Origin of the sequence: Saccharopolyspora erythraea (genome assembly GCF_018141105.1) — a bacterium.
GTDB classification, from domain to species: domain Bacteria; phylum Actinomycetota; class Actinomycetes; order Mycobacteriales; family Pseudonocardiaceae; genus Saccharopolyspora_D; species Saccharopolyspora_D erythraea_A.
Map to the genome: position 1 here is coordinate 1 of NZ_CP054839.1, position 16,485 is coordinate 16,485.

Genomic DNA, 16,485 nt, shown 5'->3' on the forward strand with positions numbered 1-16,485 from the left:
GTGGCCGACCACCAGGCGGATCTTGGCCGGGTCTGGGAAGAGGTGGTGCAGGAGCTGTCCTCCGGCACGCTCTCACCCCAGCAGCGCGCGTGGATGCGCGTGACGCGCCCCATCGGCCTGCTGGACGGGACGGCGCTGCTGGCCGCGCCCAGCGACTTCGCGAAGGAAGCCATCGAACGCGCGCTGCGCGAACCCATCACCGACGCGCTGTCGCGCCGCCTCGGCCGCGACGTCTCGCTGGCCGTGAAGGTCGACACCGCGGTCCAGGCCCCGACCAGGCCCGCCCCGCCTCCCACGGAATCGTGGCCCACCCGGGACAGCATCGCCAGTCCGGAGCGCCCGGCCGGCTTCGCCGAGGCCGGTGTCTCGCCCTACATCTCGACCTCGTCCTCCTACCTGCCGCCACCGCGACCGGACTCCTTCACCCCGCCGGTCACCGGGTCGCTGCCCGGTGGCGACAACCACTACCCGACGGCCGAGCAGCCGCGGGTGGTCGACTACCAGAGCGGGGACTACCCGACGACGGAGTACCACGACTGGCCGACCGCGGCCGAGCTCACGGCGGGAACCCCGCACGAGGGCGAGTCCGAGGCGGCCCCGGAGTCCGACGACGAGGTGGACGAGGAGCGCGAGGGGATCGACGCGGCCAACGAGATCTGGCCGACGTTCGGGCGCGGCCAGGCGCCGGAGGCCCAGCAGGGCCAGCCGTTCACCGCGCCCAAGCACGCCCCGCCGACCTCGCAGACCAGGCTGAACGCGAAGTACACCTTCGACACCTTCGTCATCGGCGCGTCGAACCGCTTCGCGCACGCCGCCGCGGTGGCCGCGGCCGAGGCGCCGGCCCGCGCGTACAACCCGCTGTTCATCTGGGGTGAGTCCGGGCTCGGCAAGACGCACCTGCTGCACGCGGTCGGGCACTACGCGCAACGGCTCTTCCCGGGGATGCGTGTCCGCTACGTGTCCACCGAGGAGTTCACCAACGACTTCATCAACTCGCTGCGCGACGACCGCCAGGTCGCCTTCCAGCGCCGCTACCGCGACGTGGACGTGCTGCTGGTCGACGACATCCAGTTCCTGGAGGGCAAGGAAGGCACCCAGGAGGAGTTCTTCCACACCTTCAACACGCTGCACAACTCGAACAAGCAGATCGTGGTGTCCTCCGACCGCCCGCCCAAGGGGCTTCGGACGCTGGAGGACCGCCTGCGCACCAGGTTCGAGTGGGGTCTGATCACCGACATCCAGCCGCCCGAGCTGGAGACCCGGATCGCGATCCTGCGCAAGAAGGCGGCCCAGGACCGGATGAACGCGCCCGCCGACGTGCTGGAGTTCATCGCGGCGCGCATCGAGCGCAACATCCGCGAGCTGGAGGGCGCGCTGATCCGGGTCACCGCGTTCGCGTCGCTGAACCGGCAGCCGGTGGACGTGCAGCTCGCCGAGATCGTGCTGCGCGACCTGATCCCGGACTCCCAGACGCCGGAGATCACCGCGCCGACGATCATGGCCGTGACCGCCGACTTCTTCAGCGTCACCATCGACGACCTGTGCGGCCCGGGCAAGACCAAGGCGCTGGCGCAGGCGCGGCAGATCGCGATGTACCTGTGCCGCGAGCTGACCGACTCCTCGCTGCCGAAGATCGGCCAGAGCTTCGGCGGCCGCGACCACACCACGGTCATGCACGCCGACAAGAAGATCCGCAAGGAGATGGCCGAGCGCAGGCGGGTCTACGACCAGGTGCAGGAGCTGACCTCCCGCATCAAGCAGCAGTCGCGCGGCTCCTGACGCCCTCGGGCTCTCTCAGTTCATCTCCACACCTCTCTCAACCGCGTCACCGCGACGTGTCGCGCGCCGGGCTCGCCACCCTCGGGGCGGACGTGAAATCTTTCTGCTGAACCACCCCGGCGCGAGCCGCCCCCTCGGCCAGAAAACCCGCGCCTCGATCCCGAGGGCGGTCGTGGCTGCCGCCGCGCACCACGCCGGCAGCGGCGGCCTGAGCCGGTTGTCGCGGAGATCGACCCGGAATGCCCGCGAGCGGGGCCCGAGGGCCGCCGTCGGCGCTACCGATGCGGCGGCCGGCCGTCCGCAGTCGTGTGGACGGCTCCGATCAGGGTCCCGGGGCGCGGTTGGCCAGGCGCGCGGAGAGCGCGCGGCGGTTCCGATGACCCCGGCTTCGGACGTCAGATCTTTCTGTCGACCCACCCCGGCGCGACCCCACCGCCCCAGCAGAAAAGTTCCGCAGCATCCGCCGGCGCCCGCGATACCCCGGATTCGACTACTGCGCGTCCCGCGGTAACGCCACCGCGTACACGGAAATGCTTCCAGGGCACTGGTTCTTTTCTGGGGCCCCGGGTGTTCTTCGCCTCACCCCCGCGCCAGAAAAACCCGCCGCGGCGCCAGCTGTCCACAGTCGACCCATCCCCAGACCTGACCTGGAGTTCTCCCCAATCCACCCACAGGCTGTGCACAGCCGACCCACAGGCTCCGGGCAGTTGATCACAGGAAACCCACAGATCCGCCCACACCCCGATCGGTGGAGATGGGGAAAATCCGCAGGGGATGGGTACAACTCGGGCCCCAGCTGTGGATGGGGGTGTGGACAACTGTGGATGGCTGTGGATGAACCTGGGGGAGGCCGAAGTTGTCCACCACCCGAAGGAACCATCCACCGGTTACACCCAGTGTTCATCCACAGTCCGACCCGCCGCACCACCAGCGCAAACAGCGGCTGTCCCCACAACCCACAGCCCCTATTACTACTGCGCTCTTTTCTTCTCTTGAAAGAAAAAAGAAAAGAAGAGAAGGGGCGGTGGACAAGTGGACAACTCGCGGTGGCGGGGTCGACCGCTCCCGCCGAGTGCCCCGACCCGGATGCGGCGTTCACCGCGAACGCTCTACGGTGGAACTCCCGCGAAGGCCGGTAGCCGCTCTTCGTGCTCGCCGCAGTCGCGCGGGACCGCTGCGACGGCGTCCGCGCCCGAAGCGGTTCGACCCCGAAGTGCCCAGGCTCGACCACAGTTCTCCGGCAGCCGAGCCACGGCTGAAACCGAAAGGACACCCATGAAGATCCGCGTGGAACGCGACGGTCTCGCCGACGCCGTCGCCTGGGTGGCGCGCAGCCTGCCGTCGCGGCCGCCGGTGCCGGTGCTGGGCGGAGTGCTGCTCGACGCCAGCTCAGGTGAGGCGCTGACCATCTCGGGCTTCGACTACGAGGTCTCGGCGCAGGTCACGATCGACGCCTCGATCGACTCCACCGGCCGCACCCTGGTCTCCGGCCGGCTGCTGGCCGACATCACCAAGGCACTGCCGAACCGCCCGGTCGAGATCACCGTCGACGGCTCGCGCGTGACCATCACCTGCGGCAGCTCGCGGTTCAGCCTCCCGACGATGCCGGTCGAGGACTACCCCGAGCTGCCCGCGATGCCCGACCACGCGGGTTCGGTTCCCGGAGACCTGTTCAGCGAGGCCGTCTCCCAGGTCGCGGTCGCCGCGGGCAAGGACGACACGCTGCCGATGCTCACCGGCGTGCGGATGGAGATCAACGCCGACCGGCTGACCATGGTCGCCACCGACCGGTTCCGGCTCGCGATGCGCGAGTTCACCTGGGAGCCCGGCTCCAGCATCGAGGACACCTCCGTGCTGGTGCCGGCCAAGACGCTGTCGGACTCGGCCAAGACCCTCGGCACCGGTGGCAACAAGGTCGAGATCTCGCTGGCCTCCGGCGACGGCCTGCTCGGCCTCTCCGGCAACAGTCGCCGCAACACCACCCGGCTGCTCGACGCGGAGTTCCCGAAGTACCGCCAGCTGCTGCCCTCGGAGAGCGCGGTGACCGCGATCGTCGACGTCGCGCCGCTGGTCGAGGCGATCAAGCGCGTCTCGCTGGTCGCCGAGCGCGGCACCCAGGTGCGGCTGGAGTTCTCCGACGCGGGCCTGCGCCTGACCGCCGGCGGCGACGACGAGGGCAGCGCGGAAGAAGAGCTGCCGGTGGAGCTGGTCGGTGAGGCGCTGACGATCGCGTTCAACCCGGCCTACCTGCTCGACGGCCTGGGCGCGCTGAAGTCGGACCGCGCGCAGATGCTGTTCACCACATCGAACCGACCGGCGGTGCTCAAGCCGGTCGGGGAAGATGGGGAGGTGGCGGAGGGCTACCTCTACCTGCTCATGCCGGTTCGCCTGCCCGGCTGAACCGCGAGCACGTGCCAAGCGGTGGCACGCGCCACCGATTACGGAATCGTTCTAGGGAGATCGGGTTGCAACTCGGACTTGTCGGTCTCGGCCGGATGGGTTTCAACATGCGCAAGCGGCTGCGCGCCGCTGGCCACGAGGTCGTCGGCTACGACCGGAACCAGGAGGTCAGCGACGTCGCATCGATCGCCGACCTGGTGCAGAAGCTGTCCGGGCCCCGGATCGTGTGGATCATGGTTCCGCATGGCGACCCGACCCGGCAGACCGTGGAGGAGCTCGCCGGGCTGCTCTCGGCGGGCGACCTGGTGATCGAAGGCGGCAACTCCAAGTTCACCGATGACCAGGCCAACGCCGCGCTGCTGGTGGAGAAGGGCATCAAGTACGTCGACGTCGGCGTGTCGGGCGGTGTCTGGGGCGCGGACAACGGCTACGGCCTGATGGCGGGCGGTGACGCCGAGGACGTCGAGCGGGCGATGCCCATCTTCGACGCCCTGCGTCCGGAGGGCCCGCGCGACGAGGGCTTCGCGCACGCGGGGCCGGTCGGCGCGGGGCACTACGCGAAGATGGTGCACAACGGCATCGAGTACGGCCTGATGCAGGCATATGCCGAGGGCTTCGAGCTGCTCGCGGCCTCCGACGTCGTCACCGACGTCCCCGCGACCATCAAGGCGTGGAGCCGCGGCACCGTCGTCCGGTCCTGGCTGCTCGACCTGCTGGTGCGGGCGCTCGAGGAGGACCCGGAGCTGGAGCAGCTGCGCGGTTACGTCAGCGACTCCGGCGAGGGCCGCTGGACGGTGGAGGAAGCGATCAACAACGCGGTGCCCGCTCCGGTGATCACCGCCGCGCTGTTCGCGCGCTTCGCCTCCAGGCAGGACGACTCGCCCGCGATGAAGGCGGTCTCCGCGCTGCGCAACCAGTTCGGCGGGCACTCCGTCCAGAAGAGCTGATCGCCGCTGAGTCCGGTGCGCATCCGCGAGGGCGCGCACCGGACCCACCGCGCCACATCGATTTGTCGACAAATCGATCAGTCGTCGTATCGGCTCCGGTCATGCCCGCTCGGTGAACCGCACCGCGCGGGCGGCACCCACGACTATGTTGGACCGCCGTGTACGTCCGCCATCTCCAAGTGACCGACTTCCGGTCCTGGCCGCACGCCGACCTGACCTTCGAGCCGGGGCCGACCGTGCTGGTCGGCTCCAACGGCCAGGGCAAGACCAACCTGGTCGAGGCGCTCGGCTACGTAGCCACGCTCGGCTCGCACCGGGTCGCCACCGACGCACCCCTGGTGCGCTACGGCACGCAGCGCGCGGTGGTGCGTGCCGCGGTGGTCAACCACGGGCGCGAGCTGCTGGTCGAGCTGGAGATCACCCCGGGCAAGGCCAACCGCGCGCGGATCAACCGCGGTGCGGCCGGCAAGCCGCGCGATGTGCTGGGAATCCTGCGCACGGTGCTGTTCGCGCCGGAGGACATGGCGATGGTCCGCGGCGACCCGGGCGAGCGCAGGCGGTTCCTCGACGACCTGCTCGTGGCCCGTGCTCCCCGTTATGCGGGCGTGCGCTCGGACTACGACCGCGTCCTGCGGCAGCGAAGCGCGCTGCTCAAGTCGGCCGGCGCCGCCAAACGCGGTGGGTCGGGCGGTGACCTGCGCACCCTCGAGGTCTGGGACAGCCACCTCGCGCGCTACGGCTCCGAGCTGCTGGCCGGTCGGCTGGACCTCGTCGCGGCCATCGCACCCCATGTGACCAGCGCGTACGCCAACGTCGCGGCCACCGCGGAGGAGACCGCGCCCTCGGGCCGGGTCGCCGACGTGCGCTACCGCAGCAGCCTGGGCGACTCGCTTCCCGAGGGCTACGGGGTGCCGCGGAGCGAGCCGGCCGACGTCGAGGTGCTGGAGAAGGCGCTGCTGGCCGAGCTCGAGCGGGTCCGGCAGCAGGAGCTGGAGCGAGGTGTGTCGCTGGTCGGGCCGCACCGCGACGACCTGGAGCTGATGCTCGGCGAGCTGCCGGCGAAGGGATACGCCAGTCACGGTGAATCGTGGTCGTTCGCCCTGGCGTTGCGCCTGGCTTCCTACCACCTGCTGGCGGAGGATGGCGCGGAACCGGTGTTGATCCTCGATGATGTCTTCGCCGAGCTCGACCGGCGCCGCCGCTCGCGGCTGGCCGAGCTGGTGGCGGGCGCCGAGCAGGTGCTCGTCACGGCGGCGGTGGCGGAGGACGTCCCGGAGGAGCTCACCGGCGTCCGCTTCGACGTACGCGAAGGTGAGGTGCGGCGTGTCGAATGAGCAACTCGGTACACGCAGGGTGACGCCGCACACACCTAACGAAGCCGAACTACCCACATCTGGGGATAACTCTGTGGATGGTGTGGATAACTCTGCGGACACCGGGATGGCGATGGGCACCGACGGTGCCGCGCTGAACGGTCCGGACCTGGCGCGGGCGGCGCTGCAGGCGGCCCGCGAGCAGTCGAAGGCGAAGCGCTCGACGGCCCGCCGCCGCTACGGCGGTGCTGGTCAGCGGCGGCGCCGGAGCTGGTCGGGGCCGGGCGCCGACGACCGCGACCCGCAGCCGCTGGGGCGGCTCGCCTCCCGGATGGCGGCCGACCGGGGCTGGGCGGACCGCCTCTCCGGCGGTCGCGTGTTCGGGGAGTGGTCGACCCTGGTGGGCGGTGACATCGCCGAACACACCAAGCCGGTCGCGCTCAAGGACGGTGAGCTGAGCGTGCAGGCCGAGTCGACGGCGTGGGCCACCCAGCTCCGCCTGCTCCAGCGCCAGATCCTCAAGCGCATCGCCGACGGCGTGGGCAAGGACGTCGTGCGCCGCATCAAGGTCCAGGGCCCGGCCGCGCCGAGTTGGCGCCACGGCCCCCGCCACATCCCGGGCCGAGGCCCCCGCGACACCTACGGCTGACCCGCGTCCGTGGCCCCGCGCCCGTGGTCGCTGGCGGCTGGGCTCGCGAACCCTGCACGGGGATACGGATCGGCGACCAACCCGGTCATCACCGACTCGGTCGCGAGGTACTCGTCGCGGCTGAACCGAGCACAGCCACTGACCGCGCTGTGACCAGCGCAAACGACACGCCCGCGCATTGAGTCAGCGAGGCCGGCCACTGGCCGGCGCCCCGCTACCCCGCTCGATCCTCATCCCGCCCCCACCCCGAACCCCCGGGCCACCATCCGGGCCACCGCGGGTTCCCTCCAGCCCGCTCGCCCGAACCGCCACGCCCCAACCACCCGAAAGCGGTGAATCCAGGACCCGCCGCCGCGCCTCTTCCTCATAGCGGGGTTGCGCCCGCCGTCGGCGCGGGTCGAGGCCCCTTCCAATAAGAGGTGTGAGGGCGGGGTGGGATTCGCCGCGGGGGTGAATCGCACCCGTTAGGTGGCCTGGACCACTCCGGTGGTGCTGTTGTGTCGCGGGTGTCCGGGGCCGTTGGTCGGCGGGGCGCCGAACGCCTCGCAGGAGGTTCGCTGGGGCCGTTGCCGCTCTCCGATGGTGTCCTGATCCGATTTCTCGACTCTGTGAGCAAGTCAGGGGTGTCCTTGCCCTACTTCTGTCGGGCGGGACCAGTAGAATCGATTGGAGGGGCGCGGCTCGGCTCCCCCGGCACCGCCCGACGGCCGCCGGGCGACGGGCGGCGCACCGCTGAGGTTCGGCCATCCGTGTGACGCCGTTCCGCACTGGTCCCGATGCTGTGCAGCGGCGCAAGTGGGCTCCGCCCACCGGACCACCCTGACAGAACAGCCTGCTCTAGGAGACACCGAGGCCCGTGGCATCGAAGAAGAACGACTACAGCGCTTCCTCAATCACCGTTCTCGAGGGCCTTGAGGCAGTCCGCAAGCGTCCCGGCATGTACATCGGCTCGACCGGTGAGCGCGGCCTGCACCACCTGGTGCAGGAGGTTGTGGACAACTCCGTCGACGAGGCGATGGCCGGCTACGCGACGAGGGTCGAGGTCACGCTGCTGGCCGACGGCGGCGTGCGCGTCGTCGACGACGGCCGCGGCATCCCGGTCGACATGCACCCCGTGGAGAAGAAGCCGACGCTCGAGGTCGTGCTGACCGTCCTGCACGCGGGCGGCAAGTTCGGCGGGGACAGCTACGCGGTGTCCGGTGGTCTGCACGGCGTCGGCGTGTCCGTGGTCAACGCGCTCTCCACGGCCCTGGAAGCCGAGATCCACCTCCATGGCCACGTCTGGCGGCAGCGCTACGAGGACTCCAAGCCCGTCCACGACCTGCAGAAGGGCGAGGCCACGAAGCGGACCGGGACCACCATCACGTTCTGGGCGGACCCGACCATCTTCGAGACGACCAGGTACAACGCCGAGACGATCTCGCGCCGCCTGCAGGAGATGGCGTTCCTGAACAAGGGCCTGACCATCGTCCTGCGCGACGAGCGCGCCGCGGAGGAGCACGAGGGCGGCGAGGACGCCAGCGGCAGCGCCGCCCGCGCCACCGAGCGCACCTTCCACTACCCGGGCGGGCTCGAGGACTTCGTCAAGCACATCAACGCGACCAAGGAGCCCATCCACAAGAAGGTCGTGGCGTTCAGCGCGTCCGGCAAGGGCCACGAGCTGGAAGTCGCGATGCAGTGGAACTCCGGCTACAACCAGTCGGTCTACACCTTCGCCAACACCATCAACACCCACGAGGGCGGTACCCACGAGGAGGGCTTCCGGTCCGCGCTGACCCGCGTGGTCAACGCCTACGCCAAGGACAAGAAGCTCCTCAAGGACAAGGACGGCAGCCTCACCGGTGACGACGTCCGCGAGGGCCTGGCCGCGATCGTGTCGGTGAAGGTGTCCGAGCCGCAGTTCGAAGGCCAGACCAAGACCAAGCTCGGCAACACCGAGGTCAAGTCGTTCGTGCAGACCAACGCCTTCGAATGGCTCGTCGACTGGTTCGAGCGCAATCCAGCCGAGGCCAAGGTCATCGTCAACAAGGCCGTCTCCTCGGCGCAGGCGCGCATGGCCGCCCGCAAGGCCAAGGAGCTGGTCCGCCGCAAGAGCGCGATGGACATCGGCGGCCTGCCCGGCAAGCTCAAGGACTGCCAGTCCAACCAGCCCGACGAGTGCGAGCTCTACATCGTCGAGGGCGACTCGGCCGGTGGTTCGGCCAAGGAGGGCCGCGAGTCCCGCTTCCAGGCGATCCTGCCGATCCGGGGCAAGATCATCAACGTTGAGAAGGCGCGCATCGACAAGGTCCTCAAGAACAACGAGGTCCAGTCGATCATCACCGCGCTGGGCACCGGCATCCACGACGAGTTCGACCTGTCGAAGCTGCGCTACCACAAGATCGTGCTGATGGCCGACGCCGACGTCGACGGCAAGCACATCCAGACGCTGCTGATGACGCTGCTGTTCCGGTTCATGCGCCCGCTGATCGAGCACGGCCACGTCTTCCTGGCCCGCCCGCCGCTCTACAAGATCAAGTGGCCGCGGTCGGAGCCGGAGTACGCCTACTCCGACAAGGAGCGCGACGCGCTGCTGGAGGCGGGCGCCGCGGCGGGCAAGAAGCTGCCCAAGGAAGACGGCATCCAGCGCTACAAGGGTCTCGGCGAGATGAACGCCGACGAGCTGTGGGAAACCACCATGGATCCGGCGACCCGGCTGCTCATGCAGGTCACCCTCGACGACGCGGCGACGGCCGACGAGCTGTTCAGCGTGCTGATGGGCGAGGACGTCGAGGCCCGGCGCTCGTTCATCACCCGCAACGCCAAGGACGCGGGTCTGCTCGACATCTGACATTGCGGTCACCTGCCATCCCCCGAGGAACCTTTGCCATGGCCAGTCCCCAGCAGTGCCCCGTTTGCAACGGAACGGGAAAGGTCCGAGGGAATACTTGCCCGCGTTGTGGCGGCGCAGGAACACGCTGACCCGCCTGAAAGGAATCCCCACTCGTGACGGAAACCCTGCCGCCGGAACACGGCCGGATCGAGCCGGTCGACATCCAGCAGGAGATGCAGAACTCCTACATCAACTACGCGATGAGCGTCATCGTGGCCCGTGCCCTGCCCGACGTGCGCGACGGGCTGAAGCCGGTGCACCGGCGGGTGCTCTACGCGATGTACGACTCCGGCTACCGGCCGGACCGCGGCTACGTGAAGTGCTCGCGCGTCGTCGGCGACGTCATGGGCAACTACCACCCCCACGGCGACTCGTCGATCTACGACACGCTGGTCCGGCTGGCGCAGCCGTGGTCGATGCGGCACCCGCTGATCGACGGCCAGGGCAACTTCGGTTCGCCCGGCAACGACCCGGCCGCGGCGATGCGGTACACGGAGTCGCGGCTGATGCCGTTGGCGATGCACATGCTCGCCGACATCGAAGAGGACACCGTCGACTTCTCCGACAACTACGACGGTCGCAGCCAGGAACCCGACGTCCTGCCCGCGCGCATCCCGAACCTGCTGGTCAACGGCGGTGGCGGCATCGCGGTCGGGATGGCCACCAACATCCCGCCGCACAACCTGCGCGAGGTCGCCGACGGCGTGGTCTGGGCGTTGGAGAACCCGGAGGCCGACGACGAGGCGCTGCTGGAAGCGCTGATGGAGCGGATCAAGGGCCCCGACTTCCCGACCCGGGGCCTGATCATGGGCACCAACGCGATCGCCGACGCCTACCGCACCGGCCGCGGTTCGATCAAGATGCGCGCGGTGGTCGACGTCGAGGAGGACACCAAGGGCCGCACCTCGCTGATCGTCACCGAGCTGCCGTACCAGGTCAACCCGGACAACCTGATCGAGAGCATCGCGGCGATGCACCGCGAGGGCAAGCTCACCGGCATCTCCGACATCGCCGACGAGTCCAACAGCCGGCGCGGCATGCGCATCGTCATCACCCTCAAGCGGGACTCGATCCCGAAGGTGGTGCTCAACAACCTCTACAAGCACACCCAGCTGCAGTACACCTTCGGCGTCAACATGCTGGCGCTGGTGGAGGGCGTGCCCCGCACGCTGCGGCTGGACCAGGTGATCCGCCACTACGTCAAGCACCAGGTCGAGGTCATCGTCCGGCGCACCCGCTTCCGGTTGCGCAAGGCCGAGGAGCGCGCCCACGTCCTGCGCGGTCTGGTCAAGGCGCTGGACATGCTCGACGAGGTCATCAACCTCATCCGCGGGTCCCAGACGGTCGACGACGCGCGCACCGGCCTGATCGACCTGCTCGAGATCGACGAGGTCCAGGCGAACGCGATCCTGGAGATGCAGCTGCGCAGGCTCGCTGCCCTGGAACGGCAGAAGATCGTCGACCAGCTGGCCGAGATCGAGCGCGAGATCGAGGACCTCAAGGACATCCTCGACAAGCCCGAGCGGCAGCGCCAGATCATCCGCGACGAGCTGATGGCCATCGTGGAGAAGCACGGCGACGACCGGCGGACCAGGATCGTCCCGCACGAGGGCGAGGTCTCCATGGAGGACCTCATCGCCGACGAGGACGTGGTCGTCACCATCACCCGGACCGGCTATGCCAAGCGCACCCGGACCGACCTGTACCGGGCGCAGAAGCGCGGCGGCAAGGGCGTGCAGGGCGCACAGCTCAAGCAGGACGACATCGTGTCGCACTTCTTCGTGTGCTCGACCCACGACTGGATCCTGTTCTTCACCAACAAGGGCCGCGTCTACCGCGCAAAGGCCTACGAGCTGCCGGAGGCCAACCGCACCGCGCGCGGGCAGCACGTGGCGAACCTGCTCGCGTTCCAGCCCGACGAGCACATCGCCCAGGTCATGCAGATCAAGGACTACACGGCGGCGCCGTACCTGGTCCTGGCGACCCGCAACGGGCTGGTGAAGAAGTCGCGGCTCACCGACTTCGACTCCAACCGATCGGGTGGTCTCATCGGCGTCAACCTCAAGGACGACGACGAGCTGGTCGGGGCCGTGCTGTGCTCTGCCGACGACGACCTGCTGCTGGTCTCGGCCGAGGGGCAGTCGATCCGCTTCCACGCCAGCGACGAGGCGCTTCGCCCCATGGGCCGGGCCACCTCCGGTGTGCTGGGCATGCGCTTCAACCACGGGGACGAACTGCTCGCGATGGGTGTCGTCCGTCCGGACCGCTACGTGCTGGTCGCGACCGACGGTGGATATGCGAAGCGGACGCCCATCGACGACTATCCAGTGCAGGGTCGCGGCGGTAAGGGAGTGCTGACGATCCAGTACGACAGGAAGCGTGGCAGGCTGGTCGGGGCGCTCATCGTCGAAGTGGATGATGAGCTCTACGCGATCACCTCGACCGGTGGGGTCATCAGGACCACCGCCAAGGAGGTGCGCAAGGCCGGCAGGCAGACGAAGGGTGTTCGTCTCATGAACCTCGGGGACGGGACCTCGGTGGTCGCGGTCGCACGCAATGCCGACGAGGCCGCCGATCCCGACGCCGCCGGGCCGGAGCAGCAAAAATAGGGGAGCGGGTAACCACACCGCCACAGGCCACCGACGATCATCGAAGGATCGCTCGTGACACCTTCCGAGAAGCCGGAGGAATCGGCATCGCAGTCCAAGGACGCGAGCCGGACCTCGGTCATCACGCAGTCCGAAGAAGCCAACGAGTCCACCGCCGAGCGGGGCACGCCGGCCGCTGAGGACCAGGCACCGAACCACGGCGAGGAGGCCGCCGCGCTCGACGGCACCGACGCACCTCCGCCGTGGCAACGTGGTGCGGCCACCTCCTCGGCCGGTGACCAGCCCTCGTGGCCCACGGAGCAGCCTGCCGGGACCTCCGGGTCCCCGGCGGGTGCCGGCGGCGCGCCGGACTCCGAGGACACCCAGAAGATCCCGCGGCCCGCGCAGGAGCAGGAGACCGCCCGCAACGAGGTCCCGCAGTCGTCCTCGGGCGGCCGGACCGCGGTGACCTTCGGGTCCACCGGGCGGGCCACCACCGCGGGCAGCGCCAGACGTCCCAGCCGGGGACCGAGGCGGGCCAGCCTGCAGGTCAAGCGGATCGACCCGTGGTCGGTGCTCAAGCTCGCCCTGGTGCTGAGCGTTGCGCTGTTCTTCGTGTGGATGATCGCGGTGGCGGTGCTCTACGGCGTCCTGGACGGCATGGGCGTCTGGGACCAGCTCAACGGCACCTTCACCGAGCTCACCCAGCCCGACGACGCGGCCGCCGAGCCGCTGATCAGCGCGGGCCGGGTGTTCGGCGTCGCCTCGATCATCGGGGCGATCAACATCGTGCTCATCACGGCGCTGGCGACGGTGGCCGCGTTCATCTACAACGTGGCCGCCGACTTCGCCGGTGGCGTCGAGGTGACGCTGTCCGAACGGGAGTGACGCGCATGTGGCGGTTTCCGCTGGGCAACCGCCACATGCACCCCCCGTTTCGGAGCGCTCCGAGCGTCATGTAATGTTTGGAGCGCACCAGGGGCCTATAGCTCAGGCGGTTAGAGCGCTTCGCTGATAACGAAGAGGTCGAAGGTTCAAGTCCTTCTAGGCCCACCACCCCGTGTCGACGAACTGATCCGGAACGACACGGGCCAACGCCGTGCTAGGAGGCGACTGAAGTGAAGAAGCTGATCGCACTCGCCGTGGTTGCTGGTGCCGTTCTGTTCGTCGTCCGCCGCAACCGCGCGGCCAAGGCCGAGGCCGACCTCTGGCGCGAGGCCACCGCGGAAGCCTGAGCCGGCCGGCGAACCGACTCCGCCTCCACTCCTGCACTTCCCCGAGCGGAAGCAGGTCGGGGCGGAGTTCATGTCGTTCGAGGGTCGGTTGCCATCGCGGCGGACAGCCAGCAGACGGTGACCGGCGCCCGACGCCAGGGGACGTAGCTCAATTGGCAGAGCACCGCCTTTGCAAGGCGGGGGTTAGGGGTTCGATTCCCCTCGTCTCCACTCTCGGGTTGTTCGGTGCTTCGCACCTTCCCCGGGCTTGATTTCTTTACGGGGGCCGAGCCCCCGTAGACCCCCACGGTGCGGTGGTCGCTTCTGACCGGCTTCGCACTTTCTTCTCTTTCCCGGCCTGGTCTTTGACCAGCCCCTTCGGTTCCCCTGGGTTTGCGGTGGGTCGTTCATTGCGGCGGGTCGCTTTTCCGAGTGGGCGCCGATTCAGTTGTTTCGTTGGCACTGGTTTTCGGGGTGGATTGGGCTTTTGAGTCCGGACTGCCCGTTTCGCCGTTTGAAGTTTGGTCCGGTATTCAGCGATCAGCAGTGGTCGTTGTTTGCCAGCCGGAGAGGCCGGCTCGGATGGCGCGTTCGAACATGTCGTCTTCCACGTCGGGGAGCAGGTTGCTCAGCTCGAGCGAGACCAGGCCGTGGACGTGGGCCCACAGGGCGGAGGCGACCAGGGTGGGGTCGGCGTCGACGAGCCTGCCCTGCTCGACGCACTGCCGAACGGTTTCCAGCAGCGGCTCGAAGGCGTCGTGGCCTGCCCGGCGGACGGCGTCGTCCTCCTCGGCGGTGCGCCGGCGGTCGAACATCGCGCGGTAGTAGTGCGGGCCCTCCAGGGCACTGGCCCGGTAGGCGTGGCTCAAACGGACCAGGTGCTCCACGATGTCGTCGTCGGCGGGCACCGCGCGCAGCCGCTCGGCCAGCCGGCGGAAGCCCTCCTCGTACAGGGCGTGCAGCAGCTCGTCCTTGCCGCCGAACAGCGAGTAGACGGCGCTTGTCGAGGTGTCGGCCGCCTTGGCGAGGCTGCGCAGGCCGAGCGCGTCGGCACCGCCTTCGGCGAGCAGTTCGCCCGCGCGGTCGAGCAGCCGCAGCCGCAGCGTCTCGTCGTGGACCCTCTTGCGCCCCATCCCGGCAACATAACATAACAGTGTTTTGATTCTCGGGTGGTGCCTGAGGTGGGCTTTCGTCGTCGACATGGGGTTTGACGTCGTTTCCAAACAGTGTTACATAACTATGTTATGAGCACACGGACGCACACCGACGACACACCCGCCACCGGCTTCGCGCAGGGGTTCGCCAGCCTGGAGAACGAGGTCGAGGCCGCCGAGCTGCCGGTGACCGGAGAACTCCCGGAGTGGCTCAGCGGCGAGCTGTTACGCAACGGCCCGGCGAAGTTCGAGGCCGGGCGCAGGCGGTTCCGGCACTGGTTCGACGGCCAGGCGATGCTGCACCGCTTCGCCATCGCCGACGGCAGGGTGGCCTACCGCAACCGCTTCCTGGACAGCCCGGCGTTTCGCAGCGCCCGCGACGGACGCATCCGCTACTCGGAGTTCGCCACCGATCCGTGCCGCTCGCTGTTCGCGCGGCTGTTCACCCGGTTCCGCCGCAGCGAACCCTCGGCCAACGCGTGCGTCAACGTCGTGCCCAACGGCGACGACACCTACGCGGCGTTGACCGAGATCCCGATGGCCGTGGACTTCGACCCGCACACCCTGGAGACCATCGGGATATCCGGGTACGACGACCGCATCGGCGGCAACGTCACCACCGCGCACCCGCACCAGGCCCCGCGCACCGGCGACCTCGTGAACTACGTGCTCCGCTTCTCCCGGCAGAGCGAGTACCGGATCTACCGGCAGCGGCCGGATGGCCGGACCCGGGAGCTGGTCGCGTCGGTTCCCACCGAACAGCCCGGCTACCTGCACAGCTTCGCCATCACCGAGGACCACGCGGTGCTCGTGGAGTTCCCGTTCGTGGTGAACCCGCTCGCGTTGCTGCTGAGCGGCAAGCCCTTCATCGAGAACTACCGCTGGCGCCCGGATCTCGGGACGCGGTTCATCGTGATCGGACTGGACGACGGGTCGGTGCGCAGCGTCCGCACCGAGGAGGCGTTCTTCGCCTTCCACCACATCAACTCCTATGTGGACGGTTCGGAGCTGGTGGTCGACGTCTGCGCGTATCCGGACTCGGGTGTTGTCGACTCCTTCTACCTGGACCGCCTGCGTTCGGGCGCGCGGATGCCGGTGCCCGCGCCGATGCGGTACCGGGTGGACCTCGACGCCGGGACCGTCCGTTCGCGACACCTGGCCGAAGAACCGCTGGAACTGCCCGGGATTTCGTACGGCCGCCGCAACGGCCGGCCCTACCGCTACGCATACGGCGTCGGCATGCGCGGGCGCGACGGACGTGACTTCCTCGACCAGCTCGTGAAGATCGACGTCGAGGAAGGGCGGTCGAGCACGTGGTACGAGCAAGGCTGCTACCCCGGCGAGCCGGTTTTCGTTCCCGCCCCGGAACCGGAGGCCGAGGACGACGGCGTGGTGCTGTCGGTCGTCCTCGACTCGGCCGCCGGCCGCTCCTTCCTGCTCGCGCTCGACGGCCGGTCGTTCACCGAGATCGCCAGGGCCGAGGTGCCGCACGCGATCCCGTTCGGCTTCCACGGCCAGTTCAGCAGCCGGTGACCAGCGGATACGCCGCCAGAGTAGATCGAGCCCTTG

The 16,485-nt window shown here is 69.0% G+C and carries 10 protein-coding genes, 2 tRNA genes and 1 pseudogene; 12 read left to right on the plus strand and 1 reads right to left on the minus strand.

Features of this window, described 5'->3' with window-relative positions; genetic code table 11:
• From dnaA to HUO13_RS00055, 11 genes and pseudogenes are all read left to right on the plus strand, one after another.
• Nucleotides 1–1,779, plus strand: a complete 1,779-nt coding sequence (gene dnaA, locus HUO13_RS00005) for a chromosomal replication initiator protein DnaA (RefSeq protein WP_211899485.1) — start codon at nt 1–3, stop codon at nt 1,777–1,779.
• A 1,275-nt stretch (nt 1,780–3,054) separates the two neighbouring features.
• A complete protein-coding gene (dnaN, locus tag HUO13_RS00010) occupies nt 3,055–4,179 on the plus strand; it encodes a DNA polymerase III subunit beta (protein ID WP_211899486.1) in 1,125 nt (374 codons plus the stop codon).
• Between the two features lie 65 nt (nt 4,180–4,244).
• Entirely contained in the window at nt 4,245–5,126 is an 882-nt protein-coding gene (gene gnd, locus HUO13_RS00015; protein ID WP_211899487.1) for a phosphogluconate dehydrogenase (NAD(+)-dependent, decarboxylating), read from the plus strand.
• 158 nt (nt 5,127–5,284) lie between these two features.
• Nucleotides 5,285–6,460, plus strand: coding sequence for a DNA replication/repair protein RecF (gene recF, locus HUO13_RS00020; RefSeq protein WP_211899488.1), 1,176 nt, complete (start codon nt 5,285–5,287; stop codon nt 6,458–6,460).
• A 106-nt stretch (nt 6,461–6,566) separates the two neighbouring features.
• Nucleotides 6,567–7,088 carry a DciA family protein gene (locus HUO13_RS00025; RefSeq protein WP_211902549.1) on the plus strand — a complete coding sequence of 174 codons (522 nt, stop codon included), beginning with the start codon at nt 6,567–6,569 and terminating at the stop codon, nt 7,086–7,088.
• A gap of 856 nt (nt 7,089–7,944) precedes the next feature.
• Nucleotides 7,945–9,918 (plus strand): DNA topoisomerase (ATP-hydrolyzing) subunit B, encoded by a 1,974-nt coding sequence (gene gyrB, locus HUO13_RS00030; protein ID WP_211899489.1) that lies wholly within the window; start codon nt 7,945–7,947, stop codon nt 9,916–9,918.
• 155 nt (nt 9,919–10,073) lie between these two features.
• On the plus strand, nt 10,074–12,569 hold the full coding sequence (gene gyrA, locus HUO13_RS00035) for a DNA gyrase subunit A (protein ID WP_211899490.1): 2,496 nt from the start codon (nt 10,074–10,076) through the stop codon (nt 12,567–12,569).
• A 54-nt stretch (nt 12,570–12,623) separates the two neighbouring features.
• Nucleotides 12,624–13,436 carry a DUF3566 domain-containing protein gene (locus HUO13_RS00040; RefSeq protein ID WP_211899491.1) on the plus strand — a complete coding sequence of 271 codons (813 nt, stop codon included), beginning with the start codon at nt 12,624–12,626 and terminating at the stop codon, nt 13,434–13,436.
• Nucleotides 13,437–13,527: 91 nt separating this feature from the next.
• A tRNA-Ile gene (locus HUO13_RS00045) sits at nt 13,528–13,604 on the plus strand.
• 62 nt (nt 13,605–13,666) lie between these two features.
• Nucleotides 13,667–13,774 (plus strand): annotated as a pseudogene (locus HUO13_RS00050) (DLW-39 family protein); the annotation flags it as partial.
• 146 nt (nt 13,775–13,920) lie between these two features.
• Nucleotides 13,921–13,993: transfer RNA gene (locus tag HUO13_RS00055), tRNA-Ala, on the plus strand.
• 302 nt (nt 13,994–14,295) lie between these two features.
• On the opposite strand, the gene HUO13_RS00060 is transcribed toward HUO13_RS00055, so the two are convergent.
• The gene (locus HUO13_RS00060) at nt 14,296–14,895 is read right to left on the minus strand and encodes a TetR family transcriptional regulator (RefSeq protein ID WP_211899492.1); all 600 of its coding nucleotides are present in this window, start codon (nt 14,893–14,895) and stop codon (nt 14,296–14,298) included.
• A gap of 111 nt (nt 14,896–15,006) precedes the next feature.
• Between HUO13_RS00060 and HUO13_RS00065 the strand changes: the two genes are divergently transcribed.
• Nucleotides 15,007–16,449 carry a carotenoid oxygenase family protein gene (locus tag HUO13_RS00065; RefSeq protein ID WP_211899493.1) on the plus strand — a complete coding sequence of 481 codons (1,443 nt, stop codon included), beginning with the start codon at nt 15,007–15,009 and terminating at the stop codon, nt 16,447–16,449.
• Nucleotides 16,450–16,485 lie beyond the last annotated feature (36 nt).